General features: G+C 70.3%; 17 protein-coding genes and 3 pseudogenes. 10 read left to right on the forward strand and 10 right to left on the reverse strand.

Translation table 11 applies throughout. The features are described 5' to 3' along the window. Positions 1 to 160: 160 nt before the first annotated feature. Positions 161 to 304, forward strand: a complete 144-nt coding sequence (locus tag A4R44_RS27725; RefSeq protein ID WP_198545460.1) for a hypothetical protein — start codon at positions 161 to 163, stop codon at positions 302 to 304. A 165-nt stretch (positions 305 to 469) separates the two neighbouring features. Then, positions 470 to 1423, forward strand: a complete 954-nt coding sequence (locus tag A4R44_RS27730) for an alpha/beta hydrolase (protein WP_067586939.1) — start codon at positions 470 to 472, stop codon at positions 1421 to 1423. Between the two features lie 445 nt (positions 1424 to 1868). Here A4R44_RS27730 and A4R44_RS27735 read toward each other — a convergent pair whose 3' ends face one another. The 3 genes from A4R44_RS27735 to A4R44_RS27745 all read right to left on the reverse strand — a co-directional run bounded on the left by A4R44_RS27735 (position 1869) and on the right by A4R44_RS27745 (position 3990). After that, on the reverse strand, positions 1869 to 2354 hold the full coding sequence (locus A4R44_RS27735; protein ID WP_067586945.1) for a hypothetical protein: 486 nt from the start codon (positions 2352 to 2354) through the stop codon (positions 1869 to 1871). 22 nt (positions 2355 to 2376) lie between these two features. Further along, positions 2377 to 2844 carry an HNH endonuclease gene (locus A4R44_RS27740; RefSeq protein WP_067586951.1) on the reverse strand — a complete coding sequence of 156 codons (468 nt, stop codon included), beginning with the start codon at positions 2842 to 2844 and terminating at the stop codon, positions 2377 to 2379. A 258-nt stretch (positions 2845 to 3102) separates the two neighbouring features. Then, entirely contained in the window at positions 3103 to 3990 is an 888-nt protein-coding gene (locus A4R44_RS27745; protein WP_067586953.1) for a LysR family transcriptional regulator, read from the reverse strand. Positions 3991 to 4059: 69 nt separating this feature from the next. Between A4R44_RS27745 and A4R44_RS27750 the strand changes: the two genes are divergently transcribed. The 3 genes from A4R44_RS27750 to A4R44_RS27760 are packed head-to-tail and all read left to right on the forward strand — an operon-like array spanning position 4060 to position 6313. Continuing rightward, the gene (locus A4R44_RS27750) at positions 4060 to 4926 is read left to right on the forward strand and encodes a DMT family transporter (protein ID WP_067587085.1); all 867 of its coding nucleotides are present in this window, start codon (positions 4060 to 4062) and stop codon (positions 4924 to 4926) included. Between the two features lie 51 nt (positions 4927 to 4977). Further along, a complete protein-coding gene (locus A4R44_RS27755) occupies positions 4978 to 5892 on the forward strand; it encodes a hypothetical protein (RefSeq protein ID WP_067586956.1) in 915 nt (304 codons plus the stop codon). Between the two features lie 55 nt (positions 5893 to 5947). Continuing rightward, on the forward strand, positions 5948 to 6313 hold the full coding sequence (locus A4R44_RS27760) for a hypothetical protein (protein WP_067587088.1): 366 nt from the start codon (positions 5948 to 5950) through the stop codon (positions 6311 to 6313). Positions 6314 to 6825: 512 nt separating this feature from the next. Here the strand turns inward: A4R44_RS27760 and A4R44_RS27765 are convergent. Beyond that, positions 6826 to 7281 carry a hypothetical protein gene (locus tag A4R44_RS27765; RefSeq protein WP_067586958.1) on the reverse strand — a complete coding sequence of 152 codons (456 nt, stop codon included), beginning with the start codon at positions 7279 to 7281 and terminating at the stop codon, positions 6826 to 6828. Positions 7282 to 7367: 86 nt separating this feature from the next. Here A4R44_RS27765 and A4R44_RS27770 point away from each other — a divergent pair, with 86 nt between their 5' ends. Beyond that, on the forward strand, positions 7368 to 8102 hold the full coding sequence (locus tag A4R44_RS27770; RefSeq protein WP_067586963.1) for a TetR family transcriptional regulator: 735 nt from the start codon (positions 7368 to 7370) through the stop codon (positions 8100 to 8102). A gap of 658 nt (positions 8103 to 8760) precedes the next feature. Here A4R44_RS27770 and A4R44_RS27775 read toward each other — a convergent pair. Further along, positions 8761 to 9654 (reverse strand): NAD(P)H-binding protein, encoded by an 894-nt coding sequence (locus A4R44_RS27775; RefSeq protein ID WP_067586965.1) that lies wholly within the window; start codon positions 9652 to 9654, stop codon positions 8761 to 8763. An 80-nt stretch (positions 9655 to 9734) separates the two neighbouring features. On the opposite strand from A4R44_RS27775, the gene A4R44_RS27780 reads away from it, so the two are divergent. The 4 genes and pseudogenes from A4R44_RS27780 (at position 9735) to A4R44_RS51840 (ending at position 11363) form a co-directional block, all read left to right on the forward strand. Next, positions 9735 to 10370 (forward strand): TetR/AcrR family transcriptional regulator, encoded by a 636-nt coding sequence (locus A4R44_RS27780; protein ID WP_093576577.1) that lies wholly within the window; start codon positions 9735 to 9737, stop codon positions 10368 to 10370. Between the two features lie 189 nt (positions 10371 to 10559). Next, positions 10560 to 10994, forward strand: coding sequence for a hypothetical protein (locus A4R44_RS50805; RefSeq protein ID WP_232791804.1), 435 nt, complete (start codon positions 10560 to 10562; stop codon positions 10992 to 10994). Positions 10995 to 11011: 17 nt separating this feature from the next. Beyond that, a pseudogene (locus tag A4R44_RS50810) lies at positions 11012 to 11119 on the forward strand (hypothetical protein); the annotation flags it as partial. A gap of 109 nt (positions 11120 to 11228) precedes the next feature. Next, complete coding sequence (locus A4R44_RS51840; protein WP_255366194.1) at positions 11229 to 11363, forward strand: hypothetical protein; 135 nt, start codon at positions 11229 to 11231, stop codon at positions 11361 to 11363. Between the two features lie 40 nt (positions 11364 to 11403). Here the strand turns inward: A4R44_RS51840 and A4R44_RS27790 are convergent, their stop codons facing one another. The 5 genes and pseudogenes from A4R44_RS27790 to A4R44_RS52600 all read right to left on the reverse strand — a co-directional run. After that, positions 11404 to 12576, reverse strand: a complete 1173-nt coding sequence (locus A4R44_RS27790; RefSeq protein ID WP_067586970.1) for a glycoside hydrolase family 64 protein — start codon at positions 12574 to 12576, stop codon at positions 11404 to 11406. Between the two features lie 188 nt (positions 12577 to 12764). Continuing rightward, positions 12765 to 13283, reverse strand: a complete 519-nt coding sequence (locus tag A4R44_RS27795) for a lytic polysaccharide monooxygenase auxiliary activity family 9 protein (protein ID WP_067586972.1) — start codon at positions 13281 to 13283, stop codon at positions 12765 to 12767. Positions 13284 to 13753: 470 nt separating this feature from the next. Then, positions 13754 to 14364, reverse strand: a pseudogene (locus A4R44_RS50815) (aldo/keto reductase). Positions 14365 to 14672: 308 nt separating this feature from the next. Then, entirely contained in the window at positions 14673 to 15068 is a 396-nt protein-coding gene (locus A4R44_RS52595; protein ID WP_369805945.1) for a CGNR zinc finger domain-containing protein, read from the reverse strand. Then, positions 15060 to 15377: pseudogene (locus A4R44_RS52600) on the reverse strand (hypothetical protein); the annotation flags it as partial. The gene A4R44_RS52595 and the pseudogene A4R44_RS52600, both read right to left, overlap by 9 nt. Positions 15378 to 15418 lie beyond the last annotated feature (41 nt).

Below are 15418 nucleotides of genomic sequence, written 5' to 3' on the forward strand. Positions count from 1 at the left end.
GGGAGCGCGTGCGGGAAGGCGCGGCGGTGCTGGCGAAATCCGCGGCGAGGGCGATGGACCGGCGCGGGGCGCGGGGCGTGCGCGGGCGGGTCGGCGGCGAGGTCGTGCGCCAGGCCGCGCGGTGGCTGGACGAGGACCCGGGACGGAAGAGGCCCGGCCGGTGAACGCGGTGCTGCTCGCCGACGGGGACGAGATGCTGCGGCACCTCGCGCACGATCTGTTCGTGAAGGGGCTGATCGTGCTGGGGGCGGTGGTGGCGGCGGTCGTCGGGATCGTGGTGATCTGGAAGAGAGCGGGCCGCTGAGGCTGGGGGCCCGGGAGGCAGTGTCGGGTGCGTTTCCGGGCACTGGTGCGGGTGTGCCGCGCCAGCCGGCGGGAGGAATGCGCGCGGTACGCGACGCGTGGCGGTGCCTGCCGGGGCGGGGATTTCGGCACGATGGAGTCTTCCCCTGGAACACGGAGGCCGTCGATGAGTTACCCGTTCGATCCTGAAATCGCCGCCGCGGTCCCGATGCTGCCCGAGGTCGACCTCGCCGACGTCGCGGCCGCGCGGGCAGGCATGGCCGAACTGATCGCCTCGATGCAAGGCGAGTTCGACGAAACCGGCGTGCGCACGCGCGAGGACTCCGTGCCCGGTCCCGAAGGCGCGCCGGACGTCCCGGTTCGCGTTTACACCCCTGATCGCGTCGCGACGAATGCCTTGGTGTTCGACATCCACGGGGGCGGTTTCGCGCTGGGCGACCTGGAGGTCGACCACGCGGCCAATGTCGGACTGGCCCGCGATCTCGGCGTCGTGATCGTGTCGGTCGAGTACCGGCTCGCACCGGAGAATCCGTACCCGGCCGGGCTGGAGGACTGCTACGCGGCGCTCGAATGGTCGGTCAAGCACGCGAACGAATTGGGCATCGACCCGGAAAAGACAGTGCTCTACGGCGTGAGCGCGGGCGGCGGACTGGCCGCGGCGCTGGCTCTGCTGGCCCGCGACCGGGGCGGCCCGGCGATCGCGTTCCAGTTCCTCGCCGTGCCCGAACTGGACGACCGCCTCGAGACCGGCAGCATGCGCCGGTTCGCGGACACGCCGATCTGGCACCGGGGGGCGGCCGAGGCGAGCTGGGACTACTACCTCGGCGGGCCGGGCAAGCGCGGCGGTTCGGACGTCCCGGTTTACGCGGCGCCGGCCAGGGCGGCGGATCTTTCGGGATTGCCGCCCGCGTACGTGTCGGTGATGGAATTCGATCCGCTGCGCGACGAGGGAATCGCTTACGCGCAAAGCCTTTTGGCGGCGGGGGTGCCTACGGAACTGCATTTGTTCCCCGGCACTTTCCACGGTTCCGGGGTGCTCCAGCACGCGACGGTGAGCCGTCGGGAAGCCGCGGAGCGACGGGCGGTGCTGGCCAGGGTGCTCGGGGTCGAGGGCAGCTGAGGCCGGAGTGCTCGTGACGCCCAGCCGCGCCGCCACCGAACTGTGGCGCCGGTGCAGCGCGATCGCCGCCTGGCGGAGGGAACCCGTGCGGCTGAAGGCTTCCAGCGTTTCCAGGTCGCCGCTCTTGGCGAACGCGTTCAACGCCAGCACGTCCGGCGGCGCGCGCAGCTGCCCGCCCGGGATCTCCGCCAGCAGCGTCACCGCGCCGAGGTCCTCGTGCACGATCGACGGCCGCGCCGTCGCCGCGGATCGTTGGGCCAGGCGGGCTTGCGGCTACGAGCGCCGGGCTTCGAGGTCGTCGACCGCGTCGCCGACTCCTACCCGGACGGAGTCCGGAAGCGTGCCGTCCTTGGCCCGCAACGCCAACGTCTCATTCAGCGTCGGGCAACCGAATCGGGGCCCTCTCGCGGCTGCAGCAGCGTCGCGGCGACTCCGCCGACCACGGTCACCCGCGCGCCGAGCGGTTTGCCGCGCCCGCGCCCGCGCAGGCATCGCGACCGGTGCCCGAAGCGACCGCCGCCACCCGCAGTGGAGGCGCGGTGTCCAGGCCGAGCAGGGTCAGCGCCCGGTCCGCGGCCTGCTCGCCCAGCACCAGTTCGACCAGCGCCGGGTCGGCGAGATGCGGTGCGGCGGGCGGCGGTTCGACCGGGTCGAGCACCAGGTCGTCGAGCGGGCCCGGCTCGCCCGCGCGTTCCAGCCAGACCCGCCCGGTACCGGGCGGCGCCACCGGGTTCGCCGGACGGCCGGTACCGGAGCAGGGTGCCGTCGGTACAGCGAACCCGGCGACGGATTCCGCGAGAAAAGCCGTGGCGCGCAGCAACTCCGGCAGCGTCGCCCGGCGGGCGATCAGCTCGTCGAAATACGCGATGACGCGCACCGCTGTTTCCGCGCCGGAATCGACCGCGGACAGCCGCAGCAGCAAGCCCTTCACCGGTTCCTGCCTACCGCGAGTCTCAAGTGGACAGTCCGGCCAGCGGATGCAGTTCCTCCCACCGCGGGACGCGCGGCGGGAAGCGCAGCGTCAGCCCGGCTTCCGCGGGCGTGCGATCGGCCTTGCGCGCGTTGCAGCTGCGCGCCGACCCGCCGCAGGCCGCGACGGTGTTGAGCCAGCTCGTGCGCGCGCCGCCGCGCGAGACCGGCGTGATGTGGTCGACCGTGGTGGCCCGGTGCCCGCAATAGGCGCACGTGTGCCGGTCACGCCGCAGCACGCCGGAACGGGACCAGCGCGGCGGCCCGGAATAACGCCACTTCATCACGACGTAGCGCAGCAGCCGCACCACCTTCGGCCGCGGGAAGACGCCGAGGTCCGGCCCGTGGCTTTCGTGGACGACCGCGACCTGGCGGACCAGCATCCGGATGGCATGGGGGAGCGAGACGGTGTACAGGGGCTCGTAGCCGGCGTTGAGAACCAGGACTCCCATGGCGACGGGCACCTCCTTTCCGGGGCTGAACGGGCCGCGAACGCAAAAGCCGCCCGGCCGGCGTTCCGGCGGGCGGCTCCTCGCTCACGGCGTGGCAGGCCACGTCATGGCGCGGAGCCGGGAATGCCCGACAGGTGCATGCGTTCGTTGCGACGCGGCATTCCGTGGATCCTTTCGTGGCTGGACGACTTCATCATTGCCGCCCCGCGCCGCCGCGTCAACGGAAATGATCGCCCCGGGTTCAAGATCCACAGTGGACTATCGCGGGCGCGCGGAAGCGGTTTCCCGTTTCGGCGGCGTGCGGTAAAGCTCGCCGAGCAAGGCCACCGCGGCGTGCGTGGCCGGATGTGGATCGTGGGCGCGCCAAGCGAGGCGGACCGGCACCGGCGGGGCGTCGCGGACCCGGCGGTAAACAATGCCGTCGCGGCGATACTGCGTCACCGTGGAATGCGGGGTGACGCCGACGCAGCGGCCGGTGGCGATGGCGGCGAGCCAGTCGTCGACGTCGTGGGTGTACTCGATCCGCGGGCGCGCCTCCGGCGGCCACAACTCGGCTGAAGGGGTGCCAGTGCGCGGATCGATCACCAGCAACCGGGACGCGAGATCGGCGAGCGTGACGGTGCGGCGTCCGGCGAGCGGGTCGTCGACGGCCATGGCGCAGTAGCGGTCCTCGCGGCCGACCGTCGCGTGCGCGTACTTGGCCGACTGCACCTGGTGGCGCACCACGGCGAGATCGACGAGCCCTTCCGCCAGCCCGGCGGTCGCGGTGTTGGCGCGCACGAGCAGCAGTTCGACGTCCGGGTACCGGGCGGCCCAGCGACGCTGGAACTCCGCGGTGTGCCTGCCCATCGCCGACCACGCGTGGCCCATGCGCAGCCGCGTGTGCCCGGTGGTCGCTTCGCGGACCAGATCGTCGGCCTCGGCGAGCAGATGCCGGGCGCGGGCGAGCACCTGGACGCCCGCGGTCGTCGGCGCGAGGCTCCGGCTGGTGCGATGCAGCAGCTGCACGCCGAGAACCCGTTCCAGCGACGCCAGATTCCGGGATACGGCCGCCTGCGAGACGCCGAGTTCGAGGGCGGCGTCGGTGAACGTGCCCGCGTCCACGATCGTCACGAGGCAGCGCAGCTGCCGCAGCTCCAGATCCATGCGTCCAGCGTATCGCTGATGCGGTCAATGCATTTTGCGCATGGATTGGCCGGTCGCATGCTCGACCGCATGGCGACCACGGAACTGGCTCCGCGAACGCGCGGCGACGCCCGGGCGGCCGGTGCCGCGATGCTGCTCGGAAGCGCGCTGTCGAACCAGGTCGGCGCGGCGACCGCGGCGCTCGCGTTCCCGGTGCTCGGCCCGCCGGGAGTGGTGGCGCTCCGCCAGTGGGTGGCGGCGGTGGTGCTGCTGGCGGTCGGACGGCCGCGGCTGCGGACCTTCACCGCGCGGCAGTGGTGGCCGGTGCTCGCTTTGGCCGCTGTGTTCGCGACGATGAACCTGTCGCTCTACACCGCGGTCGACCGGATCGGCCTCGGACTGGCCGTGACGCTGGAATTCCTCGGCCCGCTGGCGATCGCGCTGGCCGGCTCCCGGCGCCGCACGGACCTGGCGTGCGCGGTGGCCGCCGCGGTCGCGGTCGGCGCGCTGCTGCGGCCGCAGCCCAGCACCGACTACCTCGGGATCGGGCTCGCACTGGTCGCCGCGTCGTGCTGGGCCTGCTACATCCTGCTGAACCGGACCGTGGGCCGTCGCCTGCCCGGGGCCGCGGGTTCGGCTGCCGCGGCCGGGGTGTCCGGTCTGCTGTACGTGCCGATCGGGGTGTTCGCGATGCTGCACCACCCGCCGACGCCCGGGGCGCTCGCGGCGGCGCTCACCGCCGGGCTGCTGTCGTCGGCGCTGCCGTTTCTCGTCGATCTGGTGGCGTTGCGCCGGGTGCCGGCCCAGTTCTTCGGGGCGTTCATGAGCGTCAACCCGGTGATGGCCGCGCTCGTCGGGCTGGTGCTGCTGGACCAGCGGCTCGACGCTGTCGCGTGGGCGGCGGCCGGGGTGATCGTGGCGGCGAACACGGTGGCGGTGCTGCGGCGGGCAGCGTAATTGTCGGTGCGGCGGGATAACGTAGGTGTCCGTAGGCAAGGGAGGTGTGGCATGGTGCGGATCGCGGATCAGGAGTGGCCGTCGACGGTCGTGCCCGCCGACGCGCGCGAACGCGCCCAGTCGACGGGCGTGCTGGTCCGCCGCATGGGCTGGGTGTCCGAGCGGCTGACCCGGGAGGAACGCGACGACGTCGAGCGGCAGCTGGAGTTCTGGTACTCCAACGGATACTGCCCGGACGCGCTGCTGATCGCGATGAGCGCGCTGCCGGACGGGACGCGCCAGCGGCCGCGCCGCGCCGGCGAAAAGCCGGGGGACTTCCTGCGCTCGCGGATGAAGGCCTGGTTCGCTGACGAGCCGGCCGCCGGCCTGACCGAAGTGCGCGAGCCGCCGCGGCGCGGGCAGACCTTCGAGGCTTGGCTCGCGAACCGGCGCAAGCAGGCTGCCGACGAGGGCACGTATCAACGGCGCTCGCGCCTGACCGAGACGGGGGAGCGGGCCCGGGCGGACGCTCGTTCCGTCGCGGCGTCCCGGCGCAAGGATCCGCTCGCGCGCGTGCGGATGAGCGAACGTCGGCGTGCGGCGGCGCTGGAGAGCCTGCGCGTGGTCGGCGAGGCGGTCGAGGTGCCCCCGCCGCCTGCCGAGACGCGGGCGACGCCGCGGATGGTCGCGTCGTTCGCCGGACGGCAGTCGTTGGCCGCGCATTCGCCGCAGGTGCTTCGGATTGTCGAGCGGTTGCGGGCGGAGAAGCGGGGGCCGTCGGCGGCGGAATTGGCGGTCCTGCGGAACGCGGTCCGGGACGCGCACCACAATGCCGGGCTGGGGACCTTGGAAGCGGCGAGTGCTGAGGTCAACGACGTGGATTCGCTGACACCGGACGGGCAGCGGATCAAGGATTTCCTCGCGCGCGCGGCGGACGATCGGCTGCCGCTTGACGCGACTGTGCGGTTGCTTCACTCGATGCGGTGAGCTGTGCGTGTCGGGTCACCCGCGGCGGGGAGGGTGCTTCCAGACTCGCCCGGTGATGAACACGGCGATGGACGATGCCGGGCGCTGTCTGCTTTCGGTGGCGTGGAATATCCGGACCGGCGGTCCACGGGCGGACCCCCGGGCGGACGCGGTGCGGGAGCGGCTGCGGACGGTGTGCCGGGGGCTGGGGCACGCGGCTTGCCGGTTCGCGGCGGGGGAGGCCGGCGGGGATCCGGTGCCGTTGTTGCGGTTGGCGGACCGGGCTTACGAGGTGGATACGTTGCTGTTGCTGGTGGGGACTTCGCTGATTCCGGATTCGGGGCGGGATTTGCGGTGGTGGGGGGAGATTGAGCGGTTGGCGGGCGAGGTGGACGGGATGGTCGTGGAGGCCTCGGCTGTCTTGGGCGGGGTTTGTGTTTGAGGGGCGGGGGTCGGCTCGTCGCCTGGCGGCGACATCGCGCCCGGGTGGCTGCGCGGGCACCTCTCGGCTTGAGTGCGACTACGGCGCTGAGGTGCTTGTCAAGGCGGGAAAGATGCCTTGACAAGCACCTCCGCGCCGTGTTTTTGGCTTCGTATCGGGGTGGGGGTGTCGCTACCTGGTTGGGCAGGTGCGTTGGGTGGGGCGGTGCGCGGCTTGGGGCGGGTGGTTGCGGTGGGGTTCGCGGGTGGCGGTGTAGCGGCTCACTGTGGCAGTGGGTGCGAACGCCGCGTTGGGTGCGTGCGGAGGTGGGGCGTTATGGGCTCCTTGAGGGGAATCTGAGTCCGTGCAGGGGCCCTTCACGGCGCGCGGGTGGGTCGTGAGGGCGGAGGGAATCAGATTCCGTGACGGTTCCCCTCACGGACTTCAACCGGGGTGAGGTGCCTCGCGGAGTCGGAGGTCGTCACGGGCGGGGATTCCGGGGCTGCGGCTCCCGAGAATCCACGCGGGCGGGATCAGGGGCGCTGGCGCACTCCGGCCAGCACTGCGCTCACGCTCGGCAGCCAGCGGTGCCTCGGGTCCGGCGCGGTCAGCCATTCCGGGCCCGTGCCGGGTGCTTGCTGACCGGTCGGCAGGGGGAGGAGCGCGCCGCTGTCCAGGACGGTTACGTCGGCCGGCAGGGTGCCTCGCAGGAGCAGTTCGCCGTCGGTTTCGGCGAGGATGGCCAGGCGGGGGCCGTGTTGGGTGGGGAGGATCAGGGACGGGCCTTCGCAGCCGATGGCGGACAGGTGACTGCGTACCGGGCCCGAGGTGAGTTTCGGCAGGGTGACTGCGCACAGGCCGTTTTCCAAGGCCAGGAACAGGCGCGCGCCCTGCCGTCGGACGGACCAGCCGAACACCCCGCCGTAATACGCGTCTGCTGGGTCTGGGCCGGTGTGGTGGTCGGGCCGCAGTTGCTGGTCGAGTGTCATCGTCGACGCCTTCCGCTCGCATGGGGTGCCCGCCCATGCTAACGGCACTCAGTGCCACTAGCAACCCGGGCTGCTACCGTTCGGGAATGACGGAGACGCCGCGCACCCGGGTCGGGGCCACGCCGGCCGGGCGGCGGCAGTTGCGGCGTGCGCTCGCTACGGCGGCCGTGGATCTGTTCGCCGCCAACGGGTACGAGGCGACGACCATCGACGACATCGCCGCCGCGGCGGGCGTCGGGCGGCGGACGTTTTTCCGGTATTTCGACAGCAAGGACGACGTCCTCTTCGCCAATCACGACGAGATCGTCGCCGAGATGGAGCAGGTCTTCGAGACCGCCGACCCGGCGCGCGACCCGATCGAGGTGGCGACCGCGGCGGTGTCGCTCGTGCTGGAGTCTTATGCCGCGGAGCTGGACGTCTCGCTCAAGCGGTTCACCCTCACTCGCACGGTGCCGTCGTTGCGGGACAAGGAAGTCGCGACGGTCGACCGGTATCAGCGTGTCCTCGCGCGCTATCTCCAGGACCGCTTCGCCGCAGCTGGCGACGAGGCCGCGACGCTCCGGGCCGCTGTGGCCGCGGCGGCGATCGCGGCGGCCAACAACCATGTTCTGCGGCGCTGGCTGCGCAGCGGCGGCCGGGACGACATCGAGGCCGCGGCGACGGAGGCGTTCGCCCTGGTCGCGGACGCGTTCGGGACCTCCGGCGGGAAGTGCTCAGGCGTGGCGGAGCCGGGCACGGTGGTGGCGGTGCTCAGCACTGCGACGCCGTTGCACGAGGTGGTGACCCGGATCGGCGCTGTGCTGCGCGCCGAGCCTCGGTGAGATGCTTGCCGGTCGGCAAGTGAAGTGCACTGAGTGCCATTGAGGGGCCAGTGAAGCGCGGCGGGCGTGGGATGCCGCGTAACGCGGGACCCGCGTCCGGCGTACAGCCGGGCCGACCTCGCGGCCGTGGAAGGTCTTGAGGCGGTGTCCCCGCACCGGGTCGCTGGCGAGACGGGCACCGGCACGAGGACGCTGTACCGCTACATCGCCACGAAGAACGAGCTGTTCGACTTGATGGTCGACGCCGCTTTCGGGGCGCATGAGCCACCGTCGCCGACCGGGGACTGGCGGACCTGCGCGATCGCCGGGGAGTACCACGCTCTAGTGGTGCGGCATCCGTGTCTGGCCGCGACCCGTCCGGCGCTCGGGCCGAACAGGCTGGCGTGCCTGGACGTGGCGTACGGTTGCGGACGAGGTCTTGGCCCAGGTGCGCGCGTTGCTGACCTTCGTCCGCGGCCACGTCCTCGACGAGCTGGCCGACCTGGTTGGCGGCGCAGGCGCAGTACGGCGATGTGATCATCGGCAGCGGCGGCTGTCCGTATCTGAGCCGGATCATGCTCGAAGCGGAAACGACGCATGCCGATGATCGCTGCGAAAGGTGGACCTTCGCCGCGGACCACATCTTGGCGGGGCTGGCCCACGGTGGGCGACAGGCGGGTCAGGCTTTGTCCACCACGGGCTTAAGGACTTCTTCGCACCACTGCCGGAAAGTCGTCGGCGTTTCGACGGCATGCTGCGGAGTGCGGGTCACGCCCGCGTCCAGATGGTTCAGCTTCGCGGTCGCCATGTCCATCATGGACTGTGCCATCGCTTCGGAGTGACCGTTCGCGAGAACCCGTGCGCCGAGTGCGGAGACCGGGATTTGCTGGTACTTAACCGAAATCCCCAGTACCTCGCTGACGATGGAAGCTTCCTGGCCGGGTGACAGGTCTTGCGGGCCCAGCACGGGTACCTCTTGCCGGCCGGTCCACAATGGATCGAGCAGGAGCCGGGAAGCGACTGCGGCGATGTCGCGGGTGCAGGCGGTCGGGGCGGCGTAGTCCGGCGGCAGGACGTCGTAGAAGGCGCCTTGTTCTTTGATCACTGAAGCTTGGCGCAGCAGATTGTCCATAAAGGTCGGATTCGCCAGTGCGCGGAAGGCGACGCCGGTGTCGGCGATGAGGTCGTCCATCGCCAGGGTGGCGGTCACGTGCCCGGCTCGTTCGGCGGAGGCGGTGCCGCGGCCGAGTGCGCTGACCGACACCACCCGGCGGACGCCGTGGGTGCGGATTGCTTCGACGGCGGGTCGTGCGAAGCCGGAGTAGGCCGCGTCGACGCTCTCGGCCCGCGGGTCGGGCGGGACTAGCCAGAACACGGTGTCCGCGCCGTCGAAGGCGCGGGCGAGCACCTCGGGATCGCTGTGCGAACCAACGTGGACGTCGACGCGTTCGCGCAGGTCGGCAGGCAGTTTCGCGGGGTCGCGGACGATCGCGCGGACGGGGCGCGCACCGTCGGCGATCTCGGCGAGAACGCGGCTGCCGATGTTCCCGGTGGGGGCGGTGACGACGATCATGCGGGCACTCCAGGAGACTGTCGAAGAGGTGGAGGAGGAAGTAAACTCCACCGTACCGTTTACTTTTGGCGGAGGCAAGGATGGCGCGTGAAGGCGGTTCGCAGCTGCGGGGTGCGGAGTTGCGCAAGCACATCCTGCTGGCGGCGAAGAACGTGTTCCTCGAAACCGGGTTCGAGCGGGCGTCGATGGACGCGGTCGCGGCCGGCGCGGGGACGTCCAAGCGGTCGCTGTACGCGCACTTCGAGAGCAAGGACAAGCTGTTCCTCGCGGTGCTCGACCTGGTCCGCGAGCTGTACCTCGGCAAGCTGATGACCCCGGACGCGTACGCGGACGACCCGGTCGAGGCGGTCGCGTTGTTCTGCGGGCGGTTCCAGCAGCTGCTGACCTGGGAGCCGCAGGCGCGGACGTGCCGGCTCTGCATCTCGGCTGCCGAGCGGTTGCCGGACAGCGCGAAGGCGTACTACGACGCGATGTTCACGGTGATGTACGAGCGGCTCGCCGGGTATCTGGCTGATCAGTACACAATGGACGGCCCGGAGGCGGCGGTGCTCGCGCAGGATCTCGTCGGGCGGACGGTGTTGCCGCGGGTGTTTCGGGTGTTGCTGAAGGCCGAGCCCGCGGTCGAGGAAATGCCGGGGGCTGCGGCGGTGGTGGAAAACGTCGAACTGGCACCGATTCGGCTGGTCGTTTCGGCGGCGCTGGGGCAGCGGGCATGAAGGTCGCCGACGTTGCCGTGCGGGTCGTGAATCTGCCGCTGACGAATCCGTTCACCAGTTCGTTCGAGACCAAGAACCGGTGAAACCCGCACGGTGGTGCGGTTGCGCACGGACACCGGGGCCGAGGGCTGGGGCGAGACGATGTGAGGCCGTCCGGTCGCGGAGCTGACGCGGAAACTGGGCGCGGACATGATCGGGACCAGTCCGTTCGCGCTCGAAGCGGTTCATCGTCGGCAGCACATGGTGCCTTTTTTCCACGGCTATCTGGGGTATGCGGCGCTGGCCGGGTTGGACGTCGCGTGCTGGGATCTGCTGGGGCGGGCCACGGGGCAGTCCGTTGCTGACCGGCTGGGTGGGGCGGTGCGGACCGAGGTGCCGATCACGGCGTTGATCACTCGCGCTGACGCGCCTGGTGCCGAAGGGGAGGAACTCGCGCAGGGTTTGGCTGAGCACGCGGCGGGAGTGGTCGCCCAGGGCGGCTTCTCGGCGGTGACATTGAAGGGCACCCGCGACGTTCGCGGCGATGTCCGGAAACGCCGCGTGGTCCGCGCCGGATTCGATTCGTGCCGGGATTGCGTTGGAGGAACTGGACCGGGGACCCGTGCGCGGGGATCGAGGGAATGAGCCAGGTTCGCGCGAAGATGCGGATTCCGTTGTGCACCACCATGTGCGTGGTCCGGTTCGAGGAGTTCGCGCCGGCGGTAGGGCTGGGTGCGGTCGACGTGATCCATGGTGACGTCTGCAAATGGGGTGGCATCGCGGCGACGAAAGCGCTCGCGGCGCATCTGGCGGTGGTGGCCAGCACGCCGGTGCTGTCGCGGGCGATCGACAGCATGCATTACCTGCACGCGGACGACATTGTCGCGCCGTTGCGGCTTTCCGGCGGCCGGCCTGCGGGTGCTGGCCGGGCCGGGGCTCGGCGTGGAAGTGGACGAGGAGAAGCTGGCTTTCTACGCGGCGAAGAACGAGCGGGAGGGCGATCTCGCCGGATGACAGTGCCGCGGTCCGAAAAGGACCGCGGCACGTCGTTGGCTCAGCGCAGAGCGTTGACCGTGATGGTGAGCGTGTCCGGGTCGCCGGCCTGGACCGCGCCGCTGAAATCGGGGCCGGGGGAGACGTCGTCGTAGGGGAAAGCGTACCCGCGATTGTCCGGCAGTTTGCTGTGCACGATTCGCGCGTAGTGGTTGGTTTCCGGGTTCTGGTAGAACTTCGCCGGGTCCTCGCCGGTCGGCTGTTTCGGGTTGTCGCGCAGGGTGGTGCGGTTCAATGCCGCCGCCAGCCGGGGGATGATCGCTTTGCGGGCGTCGCTGTCGCCTTCCTTGATGGCGAACGGTCCGCTGTCGCAACTCCATACGTCCGGCGTGGCGGGTTTGTCGAAGCGTTCGCCGTTGTCGAAGGCGAGCACGCCGTCCGCGCCGACCTGTCCGGTGAACGCGCCGAGGCCGGGCACCTGGGTGTCGACGGTGAGCGTCTCGCTGGCGTACTTCTTCCATACCTCGTCGATGTAGCCGTCGAGATATCCGCCGAACTGGTCGGCGCGGTAATGCGCGGACAGCGCGCGCAGCGGTTTTCCGTCGCCGCCGGTTTCGATGAGCGTGCCCCATTTGCCGCCCTGGGCGTTGAGCGCGTCGCAGATCGGGTCGAGCGAACGCGCGGGCAGCCCGGGGACGGTCTGGTCGCCGGAGCCGGTCGTGGTGAGGTGCAGGCCGATCGGGATCGCGACGAAGTCGACGTAGCTGATGTTGGCGAACAGCACGTCGTTGTTGAAGGTGAATTCGCAGAACGACCAGGTCCGGTTGTAGTTCGGGTCGTTGGCGTCGAGGAAGCTCGGGTGCACGAGCGCCGGGCCCTGGTTGACGAAGAAGTCCAGTTTGTTCTCCAGCGCGACATAGATCCGGGCCGCGTACATTTTCGGCACGGTGACCTGGGAAAGCGACTTCAGCGGGATCGCGCAGTCCTCGCCGAGCGGCGTGTGGTCGCTGCCCGGGGACGGCGGATAGTAAGGCGTGCCATCGGCTTTCAGGATGACGAGCCGGTTGTCCAGCGTCGTGCCGGTGATGTACGCGTAGCTCTGGCCGGCGCCGGACTGGTCGTCGAAAGCGACCTTCGCGGTGTCGGGGGTGGTCGCGGAGGCGAACGCGGAGTTCCAGAGTGGAAATGTCGCGGCTGCCGCGGATGCGCCGAGGAATGCCCGCCGGGAAATCAAGGAAAACCGCCTCCTGGAGTCGTGCCCTTTTCCGGTGACCGGCACGCTAGTCACGGCCGGGAAAGCGGGTCAACGAGTGCGGGAGAAATTGGCTGGTTTTGTCATTTCCGGCGGATGCCCCGGACGCGCGCTGAGGCACGGGCCGCCGCCACGGCCCGTGCCTCAGTGTCTGTTGTGGACTGCCCGGGTCAGCTCACTTGCAGGTCGATGCAGGCGTAGAAGGCGTTCGCGGTGTCCGCGATGTTCCAGACAGCGAGGACCGTCTGCCTTCCGGTGTGCCCCTTGAGGTCTACGTTGTGGGTGACCGTAGCCGGGGGCTGCTGGCCGCCGCCGTCCACGGTGGCGATCTTGTCGTTGCCGATCCAGTACTCGTAGTTGGACGTGCGGTGCCGGGCGGTGAAGCTCCAGGTGAAGGCCACCGAAGAGCCGACCTGGGTCGCCGTCCAGCCCTTGTTGTTGTCGTTCAGTTCGGCGAACTTGGCGTTGCCGCCGCTGCAGCTGTGCAGCCCCTTCGGCCCTTCGACGCTCTGCGGTTCGTACTTGATCTCGCCGCAGGAAACGGTTCCCTCGGCGCACTGGGCCTGCCGGCTCGCCGGCGCGTTGACGTACCCGTGCGCGCTGGCGATGCCTGCCGGGCTGATCAGCACGAGCACCGGGGCGATCGCCGTGCCGACCGCGGCCGCGACGAGTTTCCGGTTCGCTTTCATGGACAGCTCCTTCGGGGAATGCTCGTTTCCTGGTGCGGGTACGACAAAGCGACGCACCGGCTTTCCGGGAGCCGGCCCGCACGAGGTGGGAGCGAAGGGGTGGGCTTCTTGGTCTAGACCATACGCCCGAGGCTCGGGAAAGGTCAACAGCTGGCAAAGAAAGGCGGGGCAGTGGTTATCCGTCAACGTTGTCACGGCAGGCCACTGTCTCTTGTGGTGCTTTCCGCGGATTGCGCCGGACGGGTGGCACCACGCGGATCACGGCCACCCAGTGTGATTTCGTCCGACCTGAAATGTCTATAATGGACAGTGCGAAGCTGCGTGGGCGCAGGGAAAGCCGCCGGGACGGGTGGTCTGGTGCAGCGATTCTGCCCGGTCTTCGCAATTGCCGACTTCCGGAGGGTTGAACGGATTCGATCGGGAATGCTCAACTGGATGGTTGGTGTTCGCGCTTGGCAATGGCTCGGCGGTCAGCGGCGGTCCTCGATGACCAGGTCGCCCGGGGCCACCGTGCGGATGTGGTCGCTGGCGGGCATGTCGCGCGGGATGCCGAGCTGGATCGCGCTGGCCCCGGTGAGCCGGGCCAGGTGCGGCTCGGCGAACTCGACGCTCAGCGCGGCCAGATTGTCTTCCAGCTGGTCAGGCGTGCGGGCCCCGGCGATCGGCGCGGTCACGGCGGGGTTCCGCAGCGTCCGGGCGAGCCCGGCCTGGGCGGGGGTGCGGCCGATTTCCCCGGCGACGTCGGCCAGGACCCCGGCGATGCCGAGGTTGCGTTCGGTGCCCCCGCCGAGAGCGAGGTCGCAGCTCTCGCCGGGACCGGCTCGGCCGCGGTCTGATCGGCGCGGGTGTACTTGCCGGTCAGGACGTCGCCGGCCAGCGGGGAGGAGGGGACCGCGCAGAGGCCCATCTCGCGGGCCATCGGGAGCAGATCGCGCTCGACGAGGCCGTACTCGACCTGCAACGCGACCAGCGGCGCCCATCCGCGCAGGTCGGCGATGGTTTGCCTGCGCGAGATCGGCCAGGACGGGGGCGTCGGACATCGCGACGTAGTGGATTGTGCCTGCCGGGTGAGGTCGTCCATGCCGCGCAGGGTGTCCCCGTCCGGCGTGGTGAAGTCCCAGTCGTGCAAGGCAGAGCTGATCGAGGTAGTCCGTGTTCAGCTGTCGCGGGCCGGCCTCCGCCGAGGCGAACAGGCTTTTGCGGTGCGATCCGCCGAAGTTCGGGGCCGGCGCGGTGCCGACGAAGTTGCCGCCGCGTTCGACGTAACGGTCGAACAGCAGGCGCGCGCCCTCCTCGGGCTTGCCCCGGTGGAGAATCCGGACCAGCGAGTGCCGATCTGCCGGCGGCGGACGACGGCGGCGTTGGGCCGCTTGTTCGCCGGCTGAACGTTCAGGATTGCCGGGAGGGTGTCAGCGGCGGATTTCCTCGCTGTCGTGCCCGGTAAGCCGCCGCTTTCATTTTGTTTCCGCAGGTGGCCATCGCACACCATTCGCGCCGTGACCCGCGCGAATGATCCAGGTAAACCTGCGTGCATTCCGGTCGGCCGCATTCCTTCAGCAGATCCGCGTCCGGTCCGCCCAGGATCGTGACCGCGGCCCGGGCCACGGTGGACAACGCCTGCGCCGCTGTCGCCCGGACCTGCCGTCCGGTTCGGGTCAGCTGCGGGACCGCGTCCGGCCGCGCGGCATCCGCGTGCGCGCTGGTTCGCCGGACACCGTGCCGAGAATGGCGCCGGCGAGGAACCGGGCGGTGGCGAGCGGGACCGGTCTTGTCCACCACCAGCACCTCGTACTGGAAGAACGCGCGCTCGTGCCGGGTGTCGGTGCTTTCGTTGCGGTAAACGCGGCCCGGGTAGGCGATCCGGATCGGCGGTTCGTGCGTGCTCAGGTACCGGACGCTGGCACCGGTCAGGTGCGGGCAGCGGCCGCCGGCCAGCCAGTAGGTGTCCATGCTTTCCCGCGCCGGATGGTCGGCGGGGAAGTTCGGCCGGTCGAATTCCAGGTCCGCGGAACTGATTTCCGGGCCCTCGACGACCGCGAAGCTGAGTGCGCGGAAGGCGTTGTCGAGGTCGTGTCTCAGCTGGGTGACCGGTGCAGTCCGGCGGGAGGCCGGGGACGGTGGGGTCGAGCGGGCGG

The sequence above is a fragment of the Amycolatopsis sp. M39 genome, from assembly GCF_001651785.1.
GTDB lineage: Bacteria > Actinomycetota > Actinomycetes > Mycobacteriales > Pseudonocardiaceae > Amycolatopsis > Amycolatopsis rubida.

Coding starts and splice junctions, on each gene's coding strand:
- A4R44_RS27730 (WP_067586939.1), top strand. CDS start 470: ATGAGTTACCCGTTCGATCCTGAAATCGCCGCCGCGGTCCCGATGCTG.
- A4R44_RS27740 (WP_067586951.1), bottom strand. CDS start 2,844: ATGGGAGTCCTGGTTCTCAACGCCGGCTACGAGCCCCTGTACACCGTC.
- A4R44_RS27745 (WP_067586953.1), bottom strand. CDS start 3,990: ATGGATCTGGAGCTGCGGCAGCTGCGCTGCCTCGTGACGATCGTGGAC.
- A4R44_RS27750 (WP_067587085.1), top strand. CDS start 4,060: ATGGCGACCACGGAACTGGCTCCGCGAACGCGCGGCGACGCCCGGGCG.
- A4R44_RS27755 (WP_067586956.1), top strand. CDS start 4,978: ATGGTGCGGATCGCGGATCAGGAGTGGCCGTCGACGGTCGTGCCCGCC.
- A4R44_RS27760 (WP_067587088.1), top strand. CDS start 5,948: ATGAACACGGCGATGGACGATGCCGGGCGCTGTCTGCTTTCGGTGGCG.
- A4R44_RS27765 (WP_067586958.1), bottom strand. CDS start 7,281: ATGACACTCGACCAGCAACTGCGGCCCGACCACCACACCGGCCCAGAC.
- A4R44_RS27770 (WP_067586963.1), top strand. CDS start 7,368: ATGACGGAGACGCCGCGCACCCGGGTCGGGGCCACGCCGGCCGGGCGG.
- A4R44_RS27775 (WP_067586965.1), bottom strand. CDS start 9,654: ATGATCGTCGTCACCGCCCCCACCGGGAACATCGGCAGCCGCGTTCTC.
- A4R44_RS27780 (WP_093576577.1), top strand. CDS start 9,735: ATGGCGCGTGAAGGCGGTTCGCAGCTGCGGGGTGCGGAGTTGCGCAAG.
- A4R44_RS50805 (WP_232791804.1), top strand. CDS start 10,560: ATGATCGGGACCAGTCCGTTCGCGCTCGAAGCGGTTCATCGTCGGCAG.
- A4R44_RS27795 (WP_067586972.1), bottom strand. CDS start 13,283: ATGAAAGCGAACCGGAAACTCGTCGCGGCCGCGGTCGGCACGGCGATC.